This is a genomic window from Frankia sp. R43 (assembly GCF_001306465.1).
In the GTDB taxonomy this organism is placed as follows: domain Bacteria; phylum Actinomycetota; class Actinomycetes; order Frankiales; family Frankiaceae; genus Parafrankia; species Parafrankia irregularis.
Genome location: NZ_LFCW01000001.1, coordinates 696,933 through 722,358, shown reverse-complemented (window position 1 = coordinate 722,358; position 25,426 = coordinate 696,933). Strand labels below are relative to the sequence as shown.

At 71.3% G+C, this 25,426-nt stretch carries 17 protein-coding genes; 10 read left to right on the top strand and 7 right to left on the bottom strand.

The window, feature by feature from the left end:
* Positions 1–210 precede the first annotated feature (210 nt).
* Positions 211–1,032: a hypothetical protein gene (locus tag ACG83_RS02495; protein ID WP_054564521.1), complete on the top strand. Its 822-nt coding sequence runs from the start codon at positions 211–213 to the stop codon at positions 1,030–1,032.
* Here the strand turns inward: ACG83_RS02495 and ACG83_RS02490 are convergent.
* The 3 genes from ACG83_RS02490 to ACG83_RS02480 all read right to left on the bottom strand — a co-directional run bounded on the left by ACG83_RS02490 (position 950) and on the right by ACG83_RS02480 (position 8,043).
* A complete protein-coding gene (locus tag ACG83_RS02490; RefSeq protein ID WP_054564520.1) occupies positions 950–3,130 on the bottom strand; it encodes a protein kinase in 2,181 nt (726 codons plus the stop codon). The two genes, ACG83_RS02495 and ACG83_RS02490, sit on opposite strands and share 83 nt — an antisense overlap.
* A 428-nt stretch (positions 3,131–3,558) precedes the next feature.
* On the bottom strand, positions 3,559–5,721 hold the full coding sequence (locus ACG83_RS02485; RefSeq protein ID WP_235497734.1) for a DUF6461 domain-containing protein: 2,163 nt from the start codon (positions 5,719–5,721) through the stop codon (positions 3,559–3,561).
* 1,110 nt (positions 5,722–6,831) lie between these two features.
* Positions 6,832–8,043 (bottom strand): acyl-CoA dehydrogenase family protein, encoded by a 1,212-nt coding sequence (locus ACG83_RS02480; protein WP_054564518.1) that lies wholly within the window; start codon positions 8,041–8,043, stop codon positions 6,832–6,834.
* 165 nt (positions 8,044–8,208) lie between these two features.
* On the opposite strand from ACG83_RS02480, the gene ACG83_RS02475 reads away from it, so the two are divergent.
* From ACG83_RS02475 to ACG83_RS02465, 3 genes are all read left to right on the top strand, one after another.
* Positions 8,209–9,168, top strand: a complete 960-nt coding sequence (locus ACG83_RS02475; protein WP_198955635.1) for an alpha/beta fold hydrolase — start codon at positions 8,209–8,211, stop codon at positions 9,166–9,168.
* Positions 9,169–9,269: 101 nt separating this feature from the next.
* Complete coding sequence (locus tag ACG83_RS02470; RefSeq protein WP_054564517.1) at positions 9,270–9,938, top strand: hypothetical protein; 669 nt, start codon at positions 9,270–9,272, stop codon at positions 9,936–9,938.
* Positions 9,939–10,273: 335 nt separating this feature from the next.
* Positions 10,274–12,886: an ATP-binding domain-containing protein gene (locus ACG83_RS02465; RefSeq protein ID WP_054564516.1), complete on the top strand. Its 2,613-nt coding sequence runs from the start codon at positions 10,274–10,276 to the stop codon at positions 12,884–12,886.
* Here ACG83_RS02465 and ACG83_RS02460 read toward each other — a convergent pair.
* A complete protein-coding gene (locus ACG83_RS02460) occupies positions 12,855–15,164 on the bottom strand; it encodes an ABC transporter ATP-binding protein (protein ID WP_054564515.1) in 2,310 nt (769 codons plus the stop codon). The two genes, ACG83_RS02465 and ACG83_RS02460, sit on opposite strands and share 32 nt — an antisense overlap.
* 363 nt (positions 15,165–15,527) lie before the next feature.
* Between ACG83_RS02460 and ACG83_RS02455 the strand changes: the two genes are divergently transcribed.
* The 5 genes from ACG83_RS02455 (at position 15,528) to ACG83_RS02435 (ending at position 20,586) form a co-directional block, all read left to right on the top strand.
* Positions 15,528–16,808, top strand: coding sequence for an ABC transporter substrate-binding protein (locus tag ACG83_RS02455; protein WP_054564514.1), 1,281 nt, complete (start codon positions 15,528–15,530; stop codon positions 16,806–16,808).
* Positions 16,809–17,304: 496 nt separating this feature from the next.
* Positions 17,305–17,904: a molybdopterin-dependent oxidoreductase gene (locus ACG83_RS02450; RefSeq protein WP_054564513.1), complete on the top strand. Its 600-nt coding sequence runs from the start codon at positions 17,305–17,307 to the stop codon at positions 17,902–17,904.
* A complete protein-coding gene (locus tag ACG83_RS02445) occupies positions 17,874–18,665 on the top strand; it encodes a ferredoxin reductase (protein WP_054564512.1) in 792 nt (263 codons plus the stop codon). Before ACG83_RS02450 ends, ACG83_RS02445 begins: the two co-directional genes overlap by 31 nt.
* Positions 18,666–18,780: 115 nt before the next feature.
* Positions 18,781–19,860 (top strand): acetamidase/formamidase family protein, encoded by a 1,080-nt coding sequence (locus ACG83_RS02440; RefSeq protein ID WP_054564511.1) that lies wholly within the window; start codon positions 18,781–18,783, stop codon positions 19,858–19,860.
* A 207-nt stretch (positions 19,861–20,067) separates the two neighbouring features.
* Positions 20,068–20,586 carry a DUF3592 domain-containing protein gene (locus tag ACG83_RS02435; RefSeq protein ID WP_054564510.1) on the top strand — a complete coding sequence of 173 codons (519 nt, stop codon included), beginning with the start codon at positions 20,068–20,070 and terminating at the stop codon, positions 20,584–20,586.
* 37 nt (positions 20,587–20,623) lie between these two features.
* Here ACG83_RS02435 and ACG83_RS02430 read toward each other — a convergent pair whose 3' ends face one another.
* Both ACG83_RS02430 and ACG83_RS02425 read right to left on the bottom strand, forming a co-directional pair.
* Positions 20,624–21,862, bottom strand: a complete 1,239-nt coding sequence (locus ACG83_RS02430) for an acyl-CoA dehydrogenase family protein (RefSeq protein ID WP_054564509.1) — start codon at positions 21,860–21,862, stop codon at positions 20,624–20,626.
* A 160-nt stretch (positions 21,863–22,022) separates the two neighbouring features.
* Positions 22,023–23,228, bottom strand: coding sequence for an acyl-CoA dehydrogenase family protein (locus ACG83_RS02425; protein ID WP_200931258.1), 1,206 nt, complete (start codon positions 23,226–23,228; stop codon positions 22,023–22,025).
* Between the two features lie 368 nt (positions 23,229–23,596).
* On the opposite strand from ACG83_RS02425, the gene ACG83_RS02420 reads away from it, so the two are divergent.
* Positions 23,597–24,085: a hypothetical protein gene (locus ACG83_RS02420; RefSeq protein ID WP_083472980.1), complete on the top strand. Its 489-nt coding sequence runs from the start codon at positions 23,597–23,599 to the stop codon at positions 24,083–24,085.
* 70 nt (positions 24,086–24,155) lie between these two features.
* Here the strand turns inward: ACG83_RS02420 and idi are convergent, their stop codons facing one another.
* Positions 24,156–24,806, bottom strand: a complete 651-nt coding sequence (gene idi, locus ACG83_RS02415; RefSeq protein WP_054564507.1) for an isopentenyl-diphosphate Delta-isomerase — start codon at positions 24,804–24,806, stop codon at positions 24,156–24,158.
* Positions 24,807–25,426 lie beyond the last annotated feature (620 nt).

The following is a 25,426-nucleotide window of genomic DNA, read 5'->3' as shown; positions in this document are numbered from 1 at the left end:
GCAGACGGCGTCGGTGGCCGATAGTCGGTAGCCGGTGCCCGGCGAGCCGGTCGCGGGTCCGCGGGCCCGCCGGTCGCCGGTCCGCCGACGTCCGCTGCTCCCGCGAGCCGCGCGGGCGCGGGCGCGGTGGATAAGCCGGTTCCACTTTCGTTCGTCCACAGCGGCCGGCGTCGGCCGCCCGGGCGCCGCTCGGCGCCGCAGACTCGGCCCATGCCCGATGCCTACGCACACGTCGTCGCCCTCGCCCGCCGGCAGGACGACATGGTCACCCGGTGCGAGGCCCGGCGGCTCGGCATGTCCGACGCCGCGATCGCCTCGCGCCGGCGCACGGGTGGCTGGTGGGCTCCGATCCGGGGAACCCTGCTCGTCCCGCCCGTGCGCGACCGGGTGCGTGCGTATGCCCGAGCCGCACTCGCCGCCGCGGGCGGCGTGATCTGCCTACTGACCGCGGCCCGGCTGCACGGCGTCCCCGGCCTACCGCCGTGGCAGGCCGCGGAGCCGGTGGATGTCGCGTTCGAGGATCCCGCGGTTGCGGTGCGGCGTCGGCGCGGCTGCCGCCGCCATCTCATGACACTGTCCCCGCCAGAGGTGACCGATCTGGGCGGTATCACCGTCACAGCGGTGCACCGCACCCTGCAGGACGTCGTCCTGTGGCTGGATCGAGCGATCGCCGTGCCGATGCTGCGGGCGGTGCTGCGCCACGGCTGGCTGCGGGAAGCCGGCGGGCACCCACCTCGGGCCGCCGTGCCGGTGGGGGAGGGCCGGCCGGGAGCCGATCCCTCCCCTCACTTCGTGGCTCTCAAGGACGCTGTCCTGCGGCGCCATGACGGTGGCGCCGGGCCGGGTGGGGGTCCGGAGTTCTGGCGGCTGGTCCAGGCCGGCATGGCCGTGCCCGGCGACGCTGACCAGGCCGATCAGGTGCACCGGCCCGGCCGTGGCGGTGGCGAGATCAGCCGGTCGACCAGCGGACGTGGAAGCTCGGAACGGTCGTCAGCTGACGATCCGGCGTGGTCGTGTCAGCCGGGTCCGTGAGGAAGATCCTGCGGGGCGCACCACCCCGCTCGCCGGTGAACACCAGCCACTTGCCGTCGGGGGAGTAGGCGGGGTCCTGGTCCTGCCCCTTCTCGGCGGTGACCCGGGTGACCTGGGTGCCGTCAGTGTTCATCTGGTAGATCTCAAGATCCCCGTCCTTCTCCTGGCGGCTGAAGGCGATTCGCTGGCCGTCCTGGGAGAACGTCGGGTCGGCATCACGATTGCCCTGCCCCTTCGTCAGCGGTGTCGGGGTGGCGGTGGGCGTGGCCAGGATCGTGACGATGAAGCCCCGGTCGCTTTCCGACTCGGAGGCCCAGTAGGCGATGCGCTCGCCGCTCGGTGACCAGGCCGGGTCGGTCGCCTGTTGTGCGGTGTTGAGTCGGAAGACCTGGCTGCCGTCGAGCTTGGCTACGTACAGCCCGGCGTCCGGCAGGCCGTCCGCGTTCGTCGTCGACCTGACGACGACGAACTTCCCATCAGGAGAAAGAGACGGCCGGGCGTCGTCGGCGATGGTCAGGCTCGTGGCCTTACCGCTGGTGAACAGCTTGACGGGGTCCTGCGAACCGTCCGCTGCCACCGCGTACAGGGCGTTCTCGGTCTCGGATTCCTTGCGGAAGAAGACGACCGTCCGGCGGTCCCTGCTGATCGAGGGCAGCAGCTCGTCCTGGGGCGCGGTCGTGATCTTCTTGACGGGGGTGAGCTCGCCCTGGTCCGGCAGCCGGCCGGTGTACAGGTCGTAGTTTCCGCTGTCCTTGGTGGCGAAGACCATCGTCTCGGTATCGAGCGGAACCTTCGCCTGCGGCAGGGCGAACTTCTGTGGCGGTGCGCTGCTGCTGCCGGCGACGGTGGTCGTGTCGTCCTTCTTGTCGCCGCCGGTCTGCGTGATCAGGATGGCGGCGACCGCCACCACGACCGCGGCCGCGGCGCCGCCGACGGCGATCGCGGTACGGCGCCTGCCGCCCGTGGGCGATCCACCGACCCGGGTCCGCGACTGAGTCGGAGTATCGACGGTCTCGGTGCCGGCCCCGGGGCCCGTTCCGGCCCGGACTCCGGCGCCGCTGGCCAGGGCGGTGACGGCGGTGCGGTCATCCGGGGTCTGCGTGCCGGCCGTGGCGTGCCGGCCCGTGCCTGCCCGCGGGTCGGTCGTCGGCGACCGGGGCGTCGGCGTGGCGCCGAGCGCGGCACCGGCGGCGGCCTGAAGGTCCCAGCCTTCGAGAACGTGGGTGACCTGGCTCGGGTCGACGGTGGCGTCCGGGTCCGCGGCGGAGTCACCGAGCAGGCGGAGCATCAGCTGCTGCGCGGAGGGCCGGCCCGCCGGATCCTTGCGCATCGCCTGCCAGACGATGGGACGCAGCGCCGGGTCGATGCCGTCGAGCTGGGGATCGTCATTCAGTGCCCGGTAGAGCAGCACCTGGGAGGTGCCCTCCCCGAACGGGTAACGGCCGGTCGCGGCGAAGGTGACCAGACCACCCCAGGCCCAGATGTCGACGGCCGGGGTGACCGCCCCGCCCTGGATCTGCTCCGGGGACATGAAGGCGGGCGTCCCGAGCTGCTGGAGGTCGCCGGTGATGCTCGTCGCGGCGTCGAGGGCGCGCGCGATGCCGAAGTCGATGACGCGGGGGCCGAACGGGGAGAGCACCACGTTCGACGGCTTGAGGTCGCGGTGCACGATGCCGGCGCGGTGGATCGCGGTGAGTGCCGCGGCGACACCGACCGCGAGCTGCTCGAGGTTGGCGGCGGCCAGCGGGCCGTTGCGGGCGATGAACCGGGCCAGCGTCTCGCCTTCGATGAACTCGGTGACGAGGTACGGCTGCGGGGCGTGCGGCTCGGCCTCGAGCACCTCCGCGGTGCAGACCCGGGCGACCTTGCGCGCGGTCTCCGCCTCCGACCAGAACCGGGCACGGAACTCGGGGTTGTCCGCCACGTCGGCACGAATCACCTTGATCGCGACGAGTCGGCCCTGCTGCGACCGGCCCAGGTAGACCGTGCCCATGCCGCCTTGGCCGAGCTTGCCGAGCAGCTGGTAGGAACCCAGCTGGCGAGGGTCGCCACTGCCGAGCGGAGTGGTGCGGGCGGTCACGCCGGCATCCGATGACATCGAATTCACCCTCACCTGTGGCGGCGGGGTTCGGTGCCTCACCGCAGGAGGGCCGCCGCCGCGTTCCGGTTCCTGATCCTGCCGTAAACAATGCCACCACAAGCGGCCGCCGTACCGTTCCGGCGGAATCCGGAAAGGAAATCGCCGCGAACAGGCAACACTGTATGCGGGCGCGGTGATGGCGGTGCACCGACCCCGCTGTCCGGAAGCTGTCTGCGCCCAGTCCTTCCGCAACGAGCAGACTGGCTCTTTTCGCCCTCCTGCCGGTGTGGGGCGATGCCGGCAGGAGGGCGTCGCCGGCTGCGCGGTGCTGGAGTGCATGGTGCTGGAGTGCATGGTGCTGGCCAGCACCATGCCGGCGCACGGTGCTGGCCGCGAGCCTCCGGCCGCGAGCCTCCGGCGGCGAGCCTCAGGCGGGTGTCGGGGCGTTACGACCGGATGAGGTAGGCGCGGTCGGCTTCTTCGATGCGGGTGAGGTCGGCCGGCCGGACCTGGTATCCGGTGAAGCGTGCGACGGCGGCCAGGCCCTTGGCGGCCCCGTCACGGTAGTCGGCCAGGTCCAGGTCGGCGAGGTAAGGAGCCGCGGCGGCGGGCACCGGGCCGTCGTGGGGAAGCTCCAGCGTGGCGAGCAGCTCGCCGCCCGCGGCAAGGTTGAGCCGTCGGACCGCGTTGATGTTCCAGAAGATGCTGGCCGCGCGGCCCTGCGCAGACAGCGGGCGCAGTACCTCGGCGGCGCTGCCCATGAAGCCGTTGTCCTCGACGGCGAGCACGGCGCCGTCCACGGCGAGGAAGGACACCGAGAACCGGTGGCCGGCCTGGTCCCGGGCCGACTGCAGGGTCGTGGCCGACTGCGGGTCGGCCTGGAAGGCACGCACCACGTCATCGAGACCCAGGCCGGTGATCACGGTGATGGTGGCGGCCTCGCTCAGGCCGCTCCGCCCGATCCAGGAGTAGGTCTTCTCCGGCCGCGGCGGGGTTACCGGCTCCTGCTCCCCGCGAAGCCGGTAACCGAGGCTGTCGGTCCGCTTGTGCACGATCGGGGCGGTGGCCGGCGCAGCCCACACCGTCAGCAGGTATGACTCGGCGCGGCTCACGATGTATCCGCCGGCCGGCGCCAGTGCCTGCGTCGCGGCGACGTCACCGTCCGCCGCCCCCGCGTCCGCCGCCCCCGCGTCCGCCGCCCCCGCGTCCGCCGCCTCCACCGCGTCGTCGCGGCCCGTTGCGTGTACCCGCAGCCGGTACTCGCCGGGCCAGGGGGGCGTCTGCTGCGCGAGACCGCCCGGCTCCACCGGCTCCCCGGGCTGTGCCGGGCCCAGTACCGAGGCCGCGCCGGCCGCTGCGGTCCAGCTCACATCGACGACCTCGTCCCACCCGACGACCTCGACCTGCTCCGGTGGACCCGCGAGGACCTTGATGGTCACGTGGACGACCGCGGCGGCGGAACCGGCCCGGATGACAGCACCGCCAGGGACCACCTGAACCAGGCCGTTGCCGGCGAAGGCACCGTCCCCGGGAACCGCAGCCACCGGAAAGGCGCCCTCGAGCAGGCCGAAGCAGTGCCCGGCCAGCTGGACCTGCCCGTGCGCCGTGCGTGGCAGCAGGTACTCGGCGCGCCGCCTGGCGAGGGCCGCCTGCGCGTAGGCGGGCGGCATCGGTGTGTTGGTCAGCAGCTCGACCGCCGCGCCCAGCCCGACACCGATCACTGCCGGTGCGTCGGCTCCGACGCCGGGCACGGCCAGCTCGCGCAGCACCACGGCCGCGGTGGCCACCCCGAGGGCGAGATGGGCCGCACCATGCCGCGCCGCCACCGCCGCCTCGGCAGCGGCAGCGGCCGCGTCCCGGGTCGGCACGGTTGGTGCGGGTGCGTCGGGCGTGGGCGTGGGTGCGTCGGGTGCGGCGGTCAGCAGCGGTGCGATCTGAGGATGCCCGGCCAGTGCCCAGGCCAGGTCCGTCACCAGCGTGGTCGCGCCGCGACGGACCTGATCGAGAGTGATGACGGCCCGGCCCGCCTCATCGTCCTCGCCGACATAGACACCGGCGTAGAGAACCGAGCCCGACGGCGGAGGCGGCAGGAGCCCGGCCACCCCGGTCGGGGCGCCCGCGGTGGGGAGGACGTCGACGGCCAGCTCCAGCGCGCCGAGCAGACGGTTGACGAGTGGCGACCCGAGCGCGCGCAGAGCCCGCACGACAGGCGACTCTGCGGAGCCTGCCGGCCACGGCGGCACGACCACCTCTGGCCCGGGCGCGCGCGGGGCGGGTGCGGGCCTCGGCTGCACCGACCCGAGTTGGCCGGTCTGAACGCCGCGCGGCCATGGTCGTGGAGGTAGGGGTGCCCCGGCCCGCCGCGATCCCGGCCGGATGCCGGCCTCGGTTGCCTGCACACGGAGGCGCCCGAGCTTCGCGGCCGGCCCGAGCGGTACCCGCCCGGCGAGATCTGGCAGCACCGCCGCGACGGCCACCGCGAGAGCAGCCAGCACCGGTGCCGGAGCCTGCATCCGATCGGCGGCCGAGGCAGGGCCGCTGTCGACGGGCAGGGGCCTGCGGGTCGCCCAGTACTGAGCAGGGTCCGGAGGGCCAGCGAAGGCCGCCATGTCCGTCACTGCATCGCTCCCGATCGTCGTCATCTGTAGCGGCCGGCGACCATCGACTGCTCCTGGTGGTCGGGCCGTTCCCCGATGGCGTGAACGTAGCGGGCGCCACCGACAATTCGGCGCTGCGCGGGATGGATCCCGCTCCGATGGCCGGTTCCCGGGCCCGCCGGCTTCGGCGTATCCAGACGCGGAAGAACACGGGAGGCAGCGGACCTGAACGAGACGACCAGGATGAATCGGCCTGGATGAGTCGGCCGGGGATGACACGACCGCGGTCACCAGCGGCGCTGGGGCTGGTGCTTCGCGGTCGGTCGCGGTCGGACCGCCGACGCGGCAGGTGCCCCCGAACACCCTCCCCGTCCCGCATCGGCGGTCCGACAAGTCTGATCCAAGACGGAACTGCGCCGTCGAACCTCGTAGCTTGCCGGTTTTTGTCCATCTCGCGGGGAAAATTGTTCTGCGGCGACTGGTGCGGCGAGCGGCGCCTCTGCCGCGGCCTCCGAGGTGCCATCGTGGATGACTGATGGATCTTTCGTCGGTCAGGTGTTGTGTGCGGGTGTCGCGCCCGGTGGTCGCGGTGTTCCGGGTCGAGACGGTCGCATTCCTGAGGTCGCCCGGGTTGCTTTTGGCTGTCGAATCTCTGGGGGATCGTCGAAAATGGTATAAATTTTCTTGTATAGAGATATTATTTCGGTAGGGTGTCCGGCTTTGGCTGGCCCCATCGGGCCTCGGGTCGCCGCCCCGTCTGGGTGTCGGGGGCTCGGGACGGCGGTTCGAGGGGCTGAGGGTGTTCGTCGCCCCGGAGTCTGTCGTCGACTGGCGGCGGGAGCTGTGATGATCCTTAAGGGGGATCCGTGTCGCCGCACCGCTCCGAAAATTTGTAACAAAAGGCGCGAAAGGGGTGCGGGGTAACGTGGTGATCGACAGGAGGTGAGGATTTTGGTCGTTCTCGTAACCAAAATCCTCAATGCTTGCCCGCCGGCATGGCGGCCAACGCGAAGCTCGCGATCCTGTGGCCGACTCCCCGGCGATCAGAATCTTCGGAGCTTGTCCAGTGACAGAGCGACAGCGCCGGTCGCGGTGGTGGGGACGCGTCGGTCGGCGGAAGGGTCAGGACAGGCGCATTCCGGAGATCGCTCGGGCGACCACGAGCCGCTGAATTTCCGACGTACCCTCGAAAATAGTGTAAATTTTTGCGTCTCGATACATTCTTTCGACGGGGTGTTCGCGGCTGTAGCCGGCTCCGCCGAGGATCTGGACGGCCTTCTCGGTCACCCATACCGCGACCTCGCCGGCCTTCAGCTTCGACATCGAGCCCTCGCCGGCCGTGAACTCGCGTTCGTTGCGCCCCATCCAGGCCGCGCGCCAGATCAGCAGGCGCGCCGCGTCGATCTCCATCCGCATGTCGGCGAGCGCGAACGACACGGCCTGGTTGGTGATGATCGGGCGCCCGAACTGCTCGCGGCCGCGGGCGTAGTCGAGTGCGTACTCGTAGGCGGCGCGGGCGATGCCCACGGCCTGGGCACCGACCGTGGGGCGGCTTATCTCGAAGGTCGCCAGCGCGGTCTGCCCCGCCGAACCGGTGCCCTCCCTGGCGCGGGCGAGCCGCTCGTCCAGCTTCTCCTTGCCGCCGAGCAGGCAGCGCCCCGGGACGCGGACGTCGTCCAGGAAGACGTCGGCGGTGTGGGAGGCGCGCAGCCCCAGCTTCTTGATCTTCCGGGTGGCGCTGAGGCCGGGAGTGCCTGGGGGGACCACGAACGACGCCTGGCCGCGCGCCCGCAGCGCCGGGTCCACCGAGGCGACGACGACGTGCACGTTGGCGATGCCGCCGTTGGTGATCCACGCCTTCTGGCCGTTCAGGACCCATTCGTCGGTGGCCTCGTCATAACGGGCTCGGACCCGCATCGACGAGACGTCGGAGCCGGCGTGGGGCTCGGAGACGCAGTACGCGGCCACCTTCGGATCGGCGGCGTCGCCGAAGCAGGCGGGCACCCACTCACCGACCTGCTCCAGCGTGCCCGAGGAGGCGATCCCGGCGACCGCGAGGGAGGTGCCCATGATGGACATGCCGATCCCCGCGTCGCCCCAGAACAGCTCCTCGGACAGGATCGGCAGGGACAGCCCCGTCGGCTCGAACCAGAGCGTGGACAGCGTGTCGAAGTTGTAGAGGCCGATCTTCGCCGCTTCCTGGATGACCGGCCAGGGAGTCTCCTCCCGTTCGTCCCATTCGGAGGCGGCGGGCCGCACCACTTCCTCGGCGAAGCCATGCACCCACGATCGCAGCTCCGTCTGCTCGTCGGTGAGGTCGAGACTGAAGCTCATGGTGTCCCTCCGTCATCCCGGCCGGCGTTCCGGCGCGCCCCGGATCGACACGTGAAAGGCCCGACAGGTCCTACATTCTCCTTGAACTCCTTGAACCTACCGTCGGGTAGCCTTGGCCGCGATTCCCGGCGACCGAACTGACGGTGACGAGAGCGAGGCGGCAACGTGACGGATGCGCCGGGTACGAACGCGCCGGGTGTCGAGCACCCTGACGCCACCATCGACTACGACGAGTTCGGGCTGCTCCACGAGAACGCCGAGGAGCTGGGTCTTCCGCACCATGGCAGGCCGGACGTCCGCCGCGGTCACCTCGAGATCGAGCCGGGGCGCCGGCTGAGCTACCTGCGGTGGGGCTCGGCCGAACCCGAGGTCGTCTTCCTGCACGGCGGCGGGCAGAACGCCCACACCTGGGATTCGGTGGTGCTGGCGCTCGGCCGTCCGGCGGTCGCCTTCGACCTGCCCGGGCACGGGCACTCCTCCTGGCGCCAGGACCGGGACTACGGACCGTGGGCGAACGCCGACGCGATCGCGGCGGGCATGGTGGCCGTCGCGCCGAAACCCCAGCTCGTCGTCGGGATGTCGCTGGGTGGCGCGACCGCCATCCGCCTGGCGGCAACCCGCCCGCACCTGTGCCCACGGGTGGTGCTCGTGGACGTCACCCCGGAGTCGGCCGCCAGAGTCCAGGCGATGAGCACGACACAGCGTGGCGCGGTGGCGCTGGTCGGCGGCCCGCCCACCTTCGACTCGTTCGAACAGATGGCGCAGGCCGCGATCAGCCTCAGCCCGCACCGCCCGGCGTCGGGCGTGCGCCGCGGAGTGCGTCACAACGCCTACCAGCGGCCCGACGGCCGGTGGGCGTGGCGCTACGACCTGGGTAACGCCAGCACAGGAAAGAACAGTGTCCTCGACATGGGGCAGCTGTGGGAGGAGGTGGGCGCGATCACCGCTCCGCTGCTGCTCGTGCGGGGCGGCGAGTCGCCGTTCGTGCACGACGAGGACGTCGAGCGGTTCCGCCGCCGCCTGCCGTCGATGCGTACCGTCGTGGTGGCCGGTGCGGGGCATTCGGTACAGAGCGACCGGCCGCACGAGCTCGTCCGGCTGATCGAGGACTTCTGGGCCGGCTGAGACGTCCGGGCCGGCTGAGACGTCCGGGCCGGCTGAGAATCGGGGGCACCTGGGCTTGACAGCCGAGCGTCGGCCGGCCTGACGGCGGGTAACCCAGCTTCATGGCTGGAACAGACCCCGAGGTGGTCGTGGGAGAGCTGCTCGCGCGGCACGGCCGCACCTTCGCCGACGAGCTCGGTGTGGACGTCCCCGCCGACACGGCCGAGGCGATGTTCGAGCTGTTGCTCTTCGCTCTGCTGGCGAGCGCGCGGATCCGTACGTCAGTCGCCGTCGACGCCTTCCGGGCGTTGCGCGAGCAGGGCTGGACCACCACCGCTGCCGCGATGAGCGAGACGAGCTGGGCCGACCGGACCCGCGTGCTCAACCAGAGCGGCTATGCGCGCTACGACGAGAGCACCTCGCGCATCCTCGCCGACGCGTGCGGCTATCTGCTGGACACCTACGACGGCGACATCCGGCGCCTGCGGGACGAGGCGGACCACACGCCGGAACGTGAACGGCTGCTGCTCCAGAAGATCAAGGGGATCGGGCCGGTGGGCGCGGACATCTTCCTGCGCGAAGCCCAGGCGGCCTGGGACGAGCTGGTGCCCTATGCGGATCAACGTGCGTTGCAGTCGGCGGGCGACCTGGGGCTGCCCAGAGACGTCCGGACACTGAGCGCGCTGGTCGAGCGCGAGGACATCCCGCGGCTGGTCGCGGCGCTGGTGCGCACCCGGCTTGAACACGACGCCGAGGAGGTGCGCAGGCAGGCGGCCTCCCACGGAGGATGAGGCCGGCCGGGCGTCCGGGAGAAAACGTTCATCGTCACGTCTTCCATCCGTCCCCCGCCGGCCGGACGGACGTAGCGTGTGTGGTGGGACGAAAGTCGCGTCCGCGGCCGCGCGTCGATGCCTCGCCCCGCAGTGGTCGGTGTGTCGGCGTGTGGGGTGCTGGCCTGGACGGCCGCCTGGCGGCGGTCGGGCCTCCAGGACACGTCCTGGCCGGGGCGTCGTCAGACGGGATGATCAGACGGGATGATCTGAGTGTGGTGGGCTGTCCGGGCCCACCATCGGCCATCCGCCGCCCGTTTCGACCTCGGCCAGCCAGCCGTGGGGAAGGAAACAAGGTGCCGACGACACGTGACGCGGAGCTTGCGCGCGAGCAGGCCTACGTCGACACCCTCTACACGCGACTCGACGAGATCCGCGAGACCACGCGTGCCCAGCTCAGGCAGGTCCTGATGGAGGCCGGCACCGGTACTCCGCAGTCGATCGTGGAGCGCGACGTGTTTGCCGCGACGCATGCCGACCGGCTTTCGCGGCTCGATGCCGCCGAAGGGCGGCTGTGCTTCGGAGCGATGGACAACGTCGACGGGGGCCGTACCTACATCGGCCGGATCGGACTTTCCGACCAGGAGCAGGAGCCCATCCTGGTGGACTGGCGTGCACCTGTCGCGACCGCCTTCTACCAGGCCACGATCGCCGACCCACGCGGGCTGGTGCGTCGGCGCCATCTGCGGACCCGCGGCCGGCGGGTCACCGGCATCGCGGACGATCCGCTGGACCCGCAGGCGTTCATGGCCGCCGCGAGCACCGGCGCCGGAACCGATGCTGGCACCGGCACCGGCGCTGGAGCTCGAGTTGGTGCTGGCAGCGACGTGCCCGAGTCGGGGGACACGATGCTGCTGGAGGCGCTTTCCGCGCCCCGTACCGGACGCATGCACGACATCGTCTCGACCCTGCAGGCGGAGCAGGACCGGATCATCCGCGCCGATGCGAACGCGGTGCTGGTCGTCGACGGCGGACCTGGCACCGGAAAGACCGCGGTGGCTCTGCACCGGGCGGCCTACCTGCTTTACACCCACCGCGACCGGCTGCTGCGCTCCGGTGTGCTCGTGGTCGGCCCCAGCCCCGTCTTCCTGCGGTATATCGAGCAGGTGCTGCCTTCCCTCGGCGAGACCGGGGTGATGTTCGCGACGCCGGCGCGGCTGTTCCCCGGAATCGAGGCGACCGGCGAGGAACCGGTCGCGGTGGCCGTGCTCAAGGGCGACGAGCGGATGGCCGCGGTGATCGCCGGCGCGGTCCGGGACCGGCAGCGAGTCCCCGGCCGCGGGCTTCGGCTGCGCCACGGTGAGTACGAGCTCCACCTCGATCGGGACACCGTCGCCCGGGCCCGGACCAGGGCTCGCCGCAGCCGCCGCCCGCACAACTCCGCCCGTGGGATCTTCCTGCGCGAGCTGCTGAACGTGCTGACGAACCAGGTCGTGACCCAGCTGCCGAAGGGGCTGTTCGACCAGGAGGAGCGCGGCGAGATCCGGTCGGACCTGTGGACGGACCGCGAGGTGCGCCGGGCGCTGAACGACCTGTGGCCGGTGCTCACCCCTGCCCGGCTGCTGGCCGACCTCTATGCCTCGCCCGACCTGCTCGGTCGCGCCGCGGGCACCCATCTCACCGCGGCCGAGCGTGCGTTGCTGCGCCGAGCCAAGGCCGAGGAGGTCCGCTGGACCCCGGCTGACGTTCCGCTGCTCGACGAGGCGGCGGAACTGCTCGGCGACCTCGACGAACAGGCCCGCCGGGCGGAGGAGCGGCGGGCGGAGGCGGAGCGCACGGCGGAGCGCGAGTACGCCCACGGGGTGCTGGAGATGCTCGGCCTGAACGACAGGATCGACGCGGACACGATCGCGCAGCGCTGGACGGCACCGCGGCAGCGCCGGGCCGCCGCCGAGCACGCGAGCGGTGATCGCTCCTGGACCTTCGGGCATCTCATCGTCGACGAGGCGCAGGAGGTCTCGCCGATGCTGTGGCGCCTGCTGTGGCGGCGGTGCCCCGGCCGGACGGCGACCCTCGTGGGCGATCTGGCCCAGGGTGCCCGCCCGGGGGCCCCGACCAGCTGGGGCGAGCTGCTGGGGCCGGCGGTGACCCACTACGCCGTTGAGCGGCTCACCGTGAACTACCGCACGCCCAGCGAGATCATGGACGTCGCGGCCGACGTCCTGATCGCCGCCGACCCGGCTGCCGTGGCCCCGCGCTCGGTCCGTTCGGTGGGGCGGCGTCCCCGCGCCGTGCGGATCGCCGTGAGCGCGGGGGAGGTAGCGGCTGGGAGTTCCTCGGTAGCGGCGGGTGGTCCGGCGGCCGAGGGCGAGCTTGTGCGCGGCGTGGTCGCGGCCGCCATCGACGCTGCGGCGGAGGTGAGTGGCGGGCGGGTCGCGGTGATCAGCACACCCGGGCGGGTCGCGGCCCTCAGGGCGGCTCTGCGTGACGCGGCACCGGCGCTCGCGGCACCAGGCCAGCCTGACGAGCCCGAGACAGACGGGTCGGGTCACGCACGTGCAGGTCGGGCCCGCCCGGAGCCTGACCTGCTGGACGCCCCGGTCGTGGTCCTCACTGTGGCCGATTCCAAGGGGCTGGAGTTCGACGCGGTGGTCCTGGTCGAACCAGCCGAGATCGTGGCTGGGCCGACGCGGGGCCTGGCCGACCTCTATGTGGCCCTGACCCGGGCCACCCGGGCTCTCACCGTGGTGCATGCCCAGGACCTTCCCGAGGTGCTGCACAGTCTGTCGCCCTGCGCCCCAAGCCCAAGCCCAAGCCCGGGTTCGGGGCTGGGCCCGGGGTCGGGGTCGGGGTCGGGCGAGAACAGCGTGGCGACAGCGGCCGCGGCAACCGATCTCGGGCGCGTGGCGCCGGCGGCCGAAGCGGGCGAGGAGACCATCACGGGACGCCAGCTTCATCTGCTCTGGTGAGATCGTCGGTGGCCCTGTCCGCATCTCCGCGGAGTTGACGGTTGTACAGGCGCGCGTAGGCGCCTCCAGCCTCGACGAGATCGACATGGCGGCCCTGCTCGACCACCGAGCCGTCACCCATGACGTAGATGCGGTCGGCGTCGACGATGGTGGACAGGCGATGTGCGATCACGATGCGGGTGCGCCCGGCTCCCAGCCGGCCCAGTGCCTCCTGGACGGTGTGCTCGGTCGCCGCGTCGAGCTGCGAGGTCGCCTCGTCCAGGATGAGCACGGGTGGGTCGGCGATGAGCACTCGGGCGAGGGCCAGCCGTTGGCGTTCACCGCCGGAGAGCTGGTAGCCCCGAGCCCCGACCTTGGTGGCGATGCCCCTGGGCAGCCGGGTCAGCAGCGGACCGAGGCCCGCGTCGGTGACGGCTTCGGTGATCTCTTCGTCGCTCGCGCCCAGCCGCCCGTAGCGGACGTTCGCGGCGATGGTGTCGTTGAACAGATGCGGATCCTGGGGAACGACGCCGATGGTCGCGCGGAGCTCGCCCCAGCTGAGTTCCGCGAAGTCGGCACCGTCGCGCAGCAGCCGGCCCCGGTCGGGCAGGTGCACTCCGGACAGCAGGTAGCCGAGGGTTGTCTTGCCGGCGCCGCTCGCTCCGACGATCGCCGTCTTCTCACCGGCGCGAGCGGTCAGGTGCAGATCACGAAGCGCCCACCGGACCTCGTCGCCGGCCGGCTCCGCCGTCTCGGCCTCCGCCTCGTCCTCATCCTCGACGTACCACCACCGGCGCCGCACGTCTCGCCCCGCCGCGGACCAGGCGTTCTGACGGCCACCGAGATAGCGGAACCACACCCCGTCGACGGTGATCTCCGGTGCCTGCAGCGCCGGGCCGGTGGTCTCGGAATCGCGTGGTGCCGGGCTCCGGCCTCCCGCACCCGGCATCGCGCCCGCACCCGGCATCGCGCCTGGATCCGGCACGGGTGATCGGCCTGGTACGGACCGCTGCTCGCCGAGCGGCGTTCGCACCTGCGGCGTGGTCGTGGCTCGCGGGGCCGGAACCACGGGGCCACCCACAGCCGCACCCGAACCCGAACCGGCCGCTGGAGGGCCGACGGCCCGCCTGCCCGGGGCCGCCGGGTCGGCGCGCGGCCTGGAACGGGCAGGGACGACCGGGCCGCCGCCGGTGGTAGTGGTGGTCGGCAGATTCCGCAGGTCAGGTCGCAGATCGAGCAGGCCGAAGATCCGGTCGAACGCCACGCCGGCCTCGATGAGATCGGCACGGCTCTCGGCCAGACCGGTGACCGGGCGGTAGGCGAACAACAGCGCGCTCGCGAAGGCGATCAGGGTGCCGACGGTCGTGCGGTCGGTGCTGACGAGCCAGATCCCGACGCTCATGACCGCGACGATGGCCGAGGCCGCACCGCCGGAGGACATGAGCTGTGCCTTGGCGGACACCCTGATCCGCTCCAGGGCGACCTGGCTGGTCTGCTCGGCGATGCCGGCAAGGCGGTCGGACTCGTACAGGCTCCGGCCGAACAGCCGCACGTGCAGTGCCCCCGACACCCCCGTCGTGTCGGTGATCACCGCGAAATGCGCTGACCGCAGCTTGATGTGCTCTCGGGTGAGTTCGCGACCGCGCCGCCGGCCGAGCGTCATCAGCCCGAAGACCAACGGTGAAAGGCACACGGCGACCACAGCCAGGCGCCATTCGAGCACCGCGATGCTGACCAGCCCCACCACTGCTGTCACCGCCGCGCTGATCGCGCGCGGGACCGACAGCGACACCGCGCTGCGTACCTCCGTGATGTCGGCCCCGAAGAGAGTGAGCACGTCACCGTGCCGCTGGCCTGGAAAGAAGGAGAACGGGAGGCGGAGCAGGTGGTCATGAACAGCGACGTTCGCCCGCATCGAGACCCGCTCGCCCACGCCCGCGCCGATCAGGGTCGAGGCGGCTCCCAGCGCGGCCTGGAGGAGAAAGGCAAGCAGCAGCAACGCGACCTGCCCGACGAGCGCCGCCCGGCCCTGCGCGGAGCCGTCCTCCAGCAGGCCGTCGTCGACGACGGCGCGCAGGACGAAGGGCGCGACGGCCATCGACAACGCACCGACCAGGTCGAGACCGACGATGGCGAGCAGCCGGCCGCCCTGGTCGTCGAAGAAGCGGATTCCGCGCCGGGCGCTGTCACTGGCGGTGAGGCGGGCCAACAACAGAGCCATCAGACGTGGTGCCAGGGGCACGCCGCGGGATTCCTCGCCGCGACCACCGGTGGGCGCCGGTGAGGTTCGGCTGTTCATCGCCGCTGCCCTCCTACCTGCCGTGGCCGACGGCGCGGACTGCCGCAAACGACATGATCACTCCTTGGGAGATCCAGTCGATCAGCTCTCGGAGATCGTCCCCCGCGGGTGCGACAGAAATCGGCGGTAGTGCGACGGCGACTACGAGCGGACACATCCCACGCGGAGCCTTGCCGAAGGGTTGCGTCATATATGGCCTGATAGTGGAAGTTCACAGATAACACGGATTGGCGCAAGGCGGTGACGTTGGTGGGTCACTGTGGTGCTGTGCGTACCAGACCTGGGACGAACCGTGCCGAAGCCTCGGCCGCAGTGACGGCCGGGTCCGGACCATGCGGTCCGCTGCCGCGAGCGCGTGAACGGATGCCGGGAGTCCGCGGCCGGGTGCCGCGAGCGCGCGGCCGCGGGGTGCGGGCGGTGCTGGCCGCGCTGCTCGCCGCGGTCCTGGGCGGTTCCGCCGCGTCGTGCGTTCTCGGCGCGAGCAGCGCGCAGCCTCCGTCGCCGAGTGGCACGGGCGCCGCGTGCCCGGGCACCCCGGGCGTGACCGCGGACGAGGTGCGGGTGGGGCTGCTTTATCCCGACTCCGGCAACGCGGCCTCGTTGTTCGCTCCGTTCCGCGCCGGCGTGGAGGCCCGTCTCGGCGTGGCGAACAGCGCCGGCGGTGTCCATGGGCGCCGCGTCACCTACCTGCGCCAGGACGACGGTTCACAGCCCGCCACGAACCGCGCGGCCGCCCGGACGCTCGTCGAGCAGCGCCAGGTCTTCGGGATCATGGAGTCGACCACGGCGTCCGCGGGCTCCGCCGAGTACCTGCACAGCAAGGGGGTGCCGGTCACGGGGACGTCGCTCGACTCGGCCTGGACCGTCTACGACAACATGTTCAGCTATTCGAACATGATCGCGGACGGTAGCTCCGTCTCCACCTGGGGGGACTTCGTCGCGGAGCAGGGCGGCCGCACCGCACTGATCGTGCTGACGAGCCTTTCCGCCGCCTCCGGTGAGTTCGCCGACGAGCTGAGAGCGAGTCTGGAGATCGCGGGCGTGCGAGTCGTCGGCACCGTCGATGCGACCGGCCCCATCAACCTTCGCGCGATCGGGGACCAGGTGCGCGACAGCGGGGCCGACACCCTGGTGGGCGCGGTGACCGGCACGGCGTTCGGCCAGGTCGTGCTGGGCGCCCACGCCGCCGGGGCGAAGCTGCGGGTGATCCTGACGCCCTCCGGTTACGACCAGAGCATGCTCAAGCTTTTCGGGCCGATCCTGGCCGGGGTCAATCTGTTCGTGGATTACCAGCCGTTCGAGCTGGAGCTGCCCGGTCATCGGGCTTTCCTTGCGGCGATGGCCCGTTACGCGCCCTACCTGCCGACGGCGAACCAGCAGGCGGCGCTGTCCGGGTGGATCACGGCCGACATGTTTCTCCGTGGTCTCTCAGCGGCTGGCCCGTGCCCGACCCGGCAGCGCTTCGTCGAGGGTCTGCGTGCTGTGCGTGACTATTCCGCGGACGGCCTGCTGCCCGAACCGATCGACTTCGCCACGTCGTTCGGCGAGCTCGGGCGCTGCTACACCTTCATGCGGGTGAGTTCGGACGGCACCCGGTTCGAGGTGCTGCGGCCCGCGCCGCGCTGTGGGACGCTCAGGAGCTGATTTCCGCGTCGCGTATCGACTATCAGAATCAAACGGCGGCCTTCGTAGGACCTACAGAAGGTCGCCCGGGGACCTTCGTCCTGGGACTAACGTCCTAAGGTAGTGGGATCGCACCTGTCCGTCATTGCCGATGCGCCGTCGGTGATGAAAAGATCGAGACGTCGCCCGGGGACCCCCCGACCCCGGGCGACGCGACGGGTCTCATCCCGATCGGTGACCGGCTCCCGATCGGTGACCGGCTCCCGATCGGTGACCGGCTCCCGAGCGGTGACCGGCAGCCGACAGGCCCCGCGCCGCGGCCGGGCCGGATCAGAGGTCGACAACCTCATCAGAGGGCCGGCAAGGCTGGCGACAACGTCACAGCGGGTTGAGCAGCACAGCGGGTTGAGCAGCACAGTGGCTTGAGCAGCACAGTGGTCTGAGTGTCGCGGTGGCCCGCGTGACCGCGCGGCAGTGGCCCGAGCTCGAGTGCGGGTTGCGTGATAGGAGTCCTGAGGTGGGAATCGTGTCTCCGGGCTTTCAGGGCCGACCTCGCTCCGCCGGGGCGGTGCTGCCTCCCGGCCAGTACATTGCCGAGGACTTTCCAGTGCTGTCCGCCGGGCCCACTCCCCGGGTCGAGCAGGCCCACTGGGAGTTCACCATCACGACGGAGACCGGCGTCGAGCACCGCTGGGACTGGGCCGCCTTCCTGCGGCTGCCCAGTCAGTCGCCGACGGTGGACATCCACTGCGTGACCCAGTGGACGAAGCTCGGCACCACCTGGGAGGGCGTCAGCCTCGACACTCTGCTCGGCGGCGTGGAGACGGCCGCGGAGTACGCGCTGGTGCACTCGTACGGTGGGTACACCACCAACCTCCCGCTCGCCGATCTCCTCGACGGGCAGGCCTGGGTGGTGCACCGCTACGACGGCGCCCCGCTGGCACCCGAGCACGGTGGCCCGGCGCGGCTGCTCGTGCCGCACCTGTACTTCTGGAAATCGGCGAAGTGGGTGCGCGGCATCCGCCTGCTGAATCGGGACGAACAGGGCTTCTGGGAGCTCGCCGGATACCATGATCGAGGTGATCCGTGGCTGGAGCAGCGCTACCAGGGCGACTGAGCGAGCGCCTCGCCTGGCGGGTCGCCCGCCTCGTGGCCGTCCGGGCGGAGACCGACACCGCCCGCACCCTTGTGCTGGAGGTGCCCGGGTGGCCGGGGCATCTCGCGGGCCAACGGGTGGATCTGCGCCTCACCGCCGCCGACGGCTACAGCACCCGCCGCAGCTACTCGCTGGCCGCACCGGCCGACGGTGATCGCCTGGAGCTGACGGTGCAGCGGGTGCCGGGTGGCGAGGTCTCCCCGTACCTGACGGAGACCTACTCCATCGGTGACCCGGTGGAGCTGCGTGGTCCGATCGGTGGCTGGTTCGTCTGGCGGCCCACCGACACCGCGCCGGTGCTGCTGGTGGCGGGCGGCTCAGGCCTGGTGCCGCTGATGGCCATGGTGCGGGCGCGCCGCGCCGCCGGCAGCAGGAGCCCGTTCCGCCTGGTCTGCTCCGTGCGCACCCCGAGCGATCTCTACTACGCGGCCGAGCTGCGCGCGGCGGCGAGCCGTGATCCCGGGCTGGACGTGACCATCGCCTACACCAGGGCTGTCCCCGAGCACTGGACGTCGCCGCCGCGCCGCCTGCGCGTCGAGGATCTGGCGGCGGCCGGCTGGCCACCGGAGTTCGAGCCGACCTGCTACGTGTGCGGCCCGACCGGCTTCGTCGAGGCGGTCGCTGACGCGCTGGTCGAGATCGGCCACGCATCCGAACGGATCCGAACCGAACGTTTCGGGCCGAGTGGTTCGAGCGCCGCCCCCGGGCCCTCCAAGGTGTGAAACGGGGCGCTCATATGGGACGTGACATGCGGTTTCCTGGTGGGATTGGGTGGATCGACCGTGGTCGGTAAGCCTGTGCTCCGAGCCCGGACGAGCTACTAGGGAGCGCGTCATCATGTCCGTACTGCAGTGTGGAACCGGGGAGTGGCCGGGGCAGCACTACCTGCCTTCGTCGCCGAAGACGGTCACCTGGGGCCGCCTGCCCACCGCGGTGACCGAGCCGGTGCTGCAGGTGGCCTCCGGTGCCACGATCACCATCGACACCGTGTCCCATGAGGGCCTGATGGAGGATCAGGGCCGGGACCCGAAGGCCTTCTGGGCGGGTCATGATGTGGCCGGCGACGCCGTGCTCCAGGACGCGATCGACATCGCCAGGGAGGTCGAGCACTACCGCGGTCTGGACGGCCCGCACGTGGTGACGGGGCCGGTTCACATCGAGGGAGCACGGCCCGGAGACGTCCTCAAGGTCGAGTACCTGCAGCTGATCCCGCGGGTTCCCTACGGGCTCGTCTCCAGTCGGCACGGCCGGGGCGCGCTGCCCGGTGAGCTGCCCATCGACGACGACGGCGTCCTCACCGACCGCTACAGCCAGTTCTGCGACGTGGACGTGGCGACCGGCCGGGCGGTGATGCGGTACGGCGCGGGGCGGCAGATCTCCTTCCCCATCGCGCCGTTCATGGGCCTCACCGGCGTCACCCCGGTGGGGGAGAAGGCGCTCAACACGGTTCCGCCCGGCCCGTTCGGCGGCAACCTCGATGTTCGCGACCTCGTCACCGGAACGGCCCTTTACCTGCCGGTCCAGGTCCCCGGCGCGGGCTTCTACACCGGGGATCCGCATTTCGCCCAGGGGCACGGGGAGGTCTCCCTGACGGCGTTGGAGGCATCGCTGCGGACCACCGTGCGCCTCACCGTGCTGACCGGTGACGAGGCGGCACCGTTCGGCGCGGGGGTGGGTGGGCCGTTCGGTGAGACGCCCGAGCACTGGATCGCCGTCGGCCTGCACACCGACCTGGACGAGGCCATGCGGCTGGCGGTCCGGGAGGCGCTGCGGGTGCTCAGCCAGGTTCGGGACGTGCCGGTGATGGTCGCCTACAGCTATCTTTCCGCCGCCGCCGACTTCATGGTGAGCCAGGTGGTCGACGACGTGAAGGGCGTGCACTGCCTGATCCGCAAGCGCGACTTCCCCGCCTGGTAAACGCCGCCGCGCCGGATCGGGCCCGCCACCTGGTGGGTGCGAGGAGAAGCATCCGACAGTTGTCCCCCGGCCGACTGCCAAACACCTGACGCCCAGACACCGGTCACGGCCTCCGGACCGGGAGCATCATCGGGAATGAGCCCTTTCGTCGTCGGCTCGGGACCCCGGTGCCCCTGACCATGCGCCGTGAGATGGAAAGGGCTCAATATGGAATTTTTTGGAAGTCCGCCGGGCAGCGTTCTCGCGATTCTTTTCGGGATTGCGGTGCTCGTCACGACGTCCAGGGCGTTCCGGCTTTACTTCGAGATGCGGCGGCTGCGCCGCCGGGGTTTTGTAGCCGAGGCGCTGGTCGTCGGGGTCGATATCGAGCGGGATACCGATTCCGTCGCCTGCACCCCGTGGGTGAGCTTCGTGACCGGCGCTGGTGAGCGGCGGGTGGTGAAGGCCTGCAGTTCGGTGGGCCGGGAGCTTGCCGTCGGCAGCCTCGTGACGGTGGTCTACCGGCCCGGCGACCCTTCGCACGCGGCGGTCCCGGACCGGCGCGACCTGCTGCTCGTCGCGGCCACGTCGCCGCTTGCCGTCGGGCTGGGGCTGGTTCTGATCGGCACGGGTCTCATGGGTCTGGGAGATGCCGTCGGGCTGCCGGTCCCCGAGCTGTCCTTCCTCGACCCGCCCGACGACCTCGACGCACCGCCGATTCTCACCGTCCTGCCCGCGTCGTACTGACACTGCTGGCACAGCTGCTGGCAGGCGATGACTCCCGCTAGATCTCAAGCTCGTCGGCCAGCAGGCCCCGGTGATGCACCGGGTCGCCGAACAGCAGCTCCGAGGTCTTCGCCCGCTTGAAGTACAGGTGCGCCGGATGCTCCCAGGTGAAGCCGATGCCGCCGTGGATCTGAATGTTCTCCGCGGCGGCCGAGAAGTACGCCTCGCCGACGTAGGCCTTCGCCATCGCCGCGGCGCGGGCCAGCAACCGGGCGTCACCGGACGCGGCGACCTGCGCCGCGTGGTACGCGGCCGACCGGGAGCCTTCGACCGCGACCAGCATGTCGGCGCAGCTGTGTTTCACGGCCTGGAAGCTTCCGATCGGCCGGCCGAACTGGACGCGCTCGCGGGCGTGCCGCACGGCCTGCGCCAGGACGGCCCTGGCACCGCCGGCGCTTTCGTTCGCCAACGCCACGCAGGCGAGCCGCAGCACTCGGGTCAGCAGTGGCCCGGCGTCCCCTTCGGCTCCGATCAGCCGGGCCGGCGTCCCGCTGAACGTCAGATCGGCCTGTTTGCGGGTCAGGTCCATCACCGGCAGCGGTGACCGGACCAGCCCCGGCGCGTCACCGCTGACCGCGAAGAGCGACAGGCCCCCGTCGGCCCAGGCGGTGACCAGGAGGAGATCGGCCACTGCGCCGTCGAGAACGAAATGCCTGGTCCCACGCAGTGTGTAGCCACCGTCGCCGGAACCGGAACGGGTGGCGACGATCAGCGGCTCGCCGTGCCCCGCCGCCCCCTCGGCTCCCGCGGTCCCTGCGACCCCGGTGGTTCCGCCGCCTTCCGTCGTTGCCGGTGCCGGTGCCGGTGCCGGTGATGGTGATGGTGATGGTGTGGTGTCCACGCGCCCGGTCGGGCCGGCGAAGGCGAGTGTGCCGATGGACGAGCCGTCGACGAGCCCGGGGAGCAGCTCCGCGCGGGCGGCCGGGTCAGCCGCGTCCAGCAGGGCGCCGGTCGCGAGCACCGCGGAGGCGAGGAACGGCGCGCACAGCAGGAACGCGCCCATCTCCTCCAGAACGATCCCGAGCTCGACGAATCCGGAGCCGGAGCCGCCGTACTCCTCGGGCACGTGCAGTCCCTGCAGCCCGAGCTGCTCGGCCATCTGGCGCCAGACCGCCGGGTCGTAGCCGTCGGAGGTCTCCATCAGGCGACGGACCTCGGACTCGGGCGAGGTGCGTTCGAGGAAGGACCGCACGGTGCGGCGCAGTTCCTCCTGCTCGTCGGAGAACACGAGGCCCACGGTGCTCCTCCACAGGTCTGATGAGTTCGTCGGGTCGGGTCGGGTCGGGTTCGGGGTTCGGTCGGGACTCGGTGTCGGGCGCGGGTCGGCAGGGGTCGCCGAGGCGGCCGCGGCAGGCCGAGGGCGTCACGGTCAGCGGGGGTGCCCGTGAGGGCTGAGGTCAGCGGGGGACGTCGCGCCAGGGCACGCCCTTGTCGACACGGACATCGCCAGGCAGGCCCAGCACCCGCTCACCCAGGATGTTGCGCAGGATCTGAGACGTTCCGCCCTCGATGGTGTTCGCTCGGGAGCGCAGGAACATCTGGGCGGCGTCACGCGGGCCGTCGCCGCCGAGCGGCAGGTCCGGGCGTGCCATCCGGTACTCCGGGATGAGCGCGCCCGCGTTGCCCAGCAGGTCGAGCAGGTAGGCCGCCGCGCGCTTGCTGTGCTCGGTGCCGGTCAGCTTCAGCACCGATCCTTCGGGCCCGGGGCGCCCGCGGGCGCCGCCCGCCGCGGCCCGGGCGGCGGTCAGCGCGTTGACGTTTGCCTCGATCCACAGACGCACCGCTTCGTCCCTGCGCACCGCGTTGCCGTCGCCCCGGTCGGTCGCCTCACGGTAGGCGGCCAGCAGGGCCGCCCCTGGCCCGGAGTCGCCGCGGCCGAGGGCGCCACCGAGCGAGACACGCTCGTTCATGAGGGTGGTGGTCGCGACCCGCCATCCGTCACCGACCGCGCCGAGCCGATCCGCGTCCCGAACCTGGACCTCGGTGAAGAAGACCTCGTTGAACTCGGCCTCGCCGGTCATCTGCCGCAGCGGACGCACCTCGACGCCGGGCGCGGCCATGTCGACCACGAACGCGGTGAGCCCGGCGTGCTTCGGCACGCTCGGGTCGGTACGCGCGAGGAGCAGGCCGCGGCGAGCGAGGTGGGCGAAGGACGTCCAGACCTTCTGCCCGTTGATGATCCAGTCGCCGCCGGCGCCGTCGCGTCGGGCCCGGGTGGCGAGGCCGGCGACGTCGGACCCGGCGGATGGCTCGCTGAACAGCTGGCTCCACACCTCTTCGCCGGTGAACAGCGGGCGTAGGTAGGCGGTGCGCTGCTGCGCCGTCCCGTGGGAGAGCAGGGTGGGCCCGGTCATCCCGATGCCGATGGGGTTGTATCGAAACGGGGCCGGGGCGCCGGCAGCGGCCAGCCGTGCCTCGACGAGCGGCTGTAGCGCCGGATCGGCGTCGCGGCCACCGTCGTCGCGGCCGACCCAGACCCAGGCGAGGCCGGCGTCGAACCGGGCGCCCAGGAACGTGCGCGGGTCCGTGGCCGCCGGTGGATGTGTGGCCAGGAGATCATCGACGATGCTGGTCAGGCCCTGCGCTGTCATGGTCTGGGACACCGCGCGCTCCTCTCCGCCAGCCCGGAACCTAACCGGTCCGCCGCAGAGCGGCAATCGGTGCCAACCGGGCCGTGGCCTCGGCGTTGCCCGCCGTCACCTGCCGTGCGGCCGCAGGGACACCCGGGAAACACGAAGAGGAACTCGTGACGCTGTGAGGCTGATCGCCGGCTGAGCCGGCGCCCGGCGGCGGAAAGCTCCCGCCGCCGGGATGGCACTGATCCTCAGCCAGCCGGCCCTGTCACGAAATGATCGACATTTCATCACTCTGAGTGCTGGCGTTTGGTCGCGCAATGCCCCTCCGGGAGACCTGAACGACCTGGGTCCCCGGATGGGCGACGCCGCGCGCGGCGAGAGGTGGGGAGCAACGGATGAGCGGGTCTGGCGGGAGGCGGCGGTCATCGGCCCGGGTGCGCCTGGTGCGGACCGGGTCGACCGCGGTGGCCGGTGCCCTCACGGTCGGTGCGCTGGCCGGCTGTGCCAGCGGGAGCCCGTCTCCCGCGTCCGTGTCCGTGCCCGGGCGCGACACGTCCGCGGTGCCGCACATCAGGCCTCTTCCCGCCGCGGCGGTGCCGAGTTACGACCCGAAGAAGGGCGCACGCACGGATGTCGTCGCAGGCAGCTGTGACCGCGACAACGGTGCCTGGCATTTCGGCGGCCTGGTGAGGAACCAGGGTAGGCAGCCGCGTGCCTACCGGATCGTCGTTGATTTCGTGACCGACGACGACAGCACCGTTGTCGACACGAAGGTCGTCGAGGTGCCGGACGTGCAGGCGGGCGCATCCGCCGACTGGTCGGTCGCCGGTGCCCCGGATGGGGACGACCTGCGGTGCGTCATCCGCAATGTCCAGTTCGACTGAGCCTGATCCGACGCCGGTCGGGGTCGGGTTGACCATGGCACCCGACCCCGACCCCGACCGCTGTCCGTCGTCAGCTGGCGAGGCTTGCGGTGTTCTGGCGGGCGGCCGCGGGCAGCTCCTCGTCGGGAGCGGACGGCCAGTTCCGCGGTGAGGGGCCCAGCGCGCGGAGCTGCTCGACCTGAAGCCGCGCCCAGGGCGAGATCGCGAGTGCGCCGCTCATGACGTCCTCGACGAAGTTCGACCAGGGGAACCAGAATGCCTCAGCCACTTCTTCGGGGTTGATCTGGAAAGGTCCGGAAGTGCGGGTGAAGAACACCGGGCAGATTTCGTTCTCAACCGTTCCGTCGTCCATCACGCAGCGGTAGCGGAACTTCGGCAGCGCCAGGTCGATGCGCCCCACCCGCAGGCCGAGCTCCTGCACAAGCCGGCGTGTGATGGCCTCGCGGAAATCCTCGCCGGGGGCGGGGTGCCCACAACAGGTGTTGGTGAGGACGCCCGGCCAGGTGGTCTTCTCCAGCGCTCGCCGCGTGACGAGAAGACGGTCGAGGTCGTCGAACACGTAGGAGGAGAACGCGAGGTGCAGTGGAGTCTGCGGCCCGTGGACGGTGGCTTTTGGGGTGGTACCGATGATGTCGCCGGACGGGCTGAGCAGGATGACGAGTTCCGGCGCCTTTACTGCCGCCCCGCCCGACCTGTGTGAGTCACGTGGACGAGAAATCATGTCCTGGGAACCAGGATGATTCGCGGTAGCCATGGGGGCATGTTATCCAGGTCATGCTGTGAGGGCGCGTGATTTTCCGCACCGACGTCGGGTGAGGGTTCGCGCCAATTATGGTTCCGGTGGCGGTCCGGCTGCCGTGCGCCAGCGTTTCGCCGCCGGTGCGGCGGCCTCATTCCGCGGGGCTCGTGCCGACCTGTCCCGAATCGCCTTCCGCTGTGGTGCCCGGGTTGTTGCCGACCGAGACATCGAGCTTGCGCTGGTGACCGTACCTGCACTCACGGCGACTCGTCGGCCTTCCGGAGCTGTGTTCCGGCGGCGGCGTGGCACCCGGCTACCGCCGAGACGCGCCGGCGCGCGCCGGCGCGTCTCGGCGGCCTGTCCTTCCCCTCCGTGGCCCTGGTGCCAGCTGGGAAGGGGGGTGTCGGGTGGAAGACAGTCGGTCGCCGGCACGGTTTCGTGGCTCGCGCCGGCGCCTCGACCCCACCTCGGTCCCGCGGAGTAGGTGAACTCGGTGTGTGCTGGTGATTAGCGTGATGTTTCAGCGGATTTTCGTTGGGGGCGCCGAATGTTCACCAGACGGTGGCTGGTGGCGTGATTGCGGGGTGACTATCGTCCCTCGG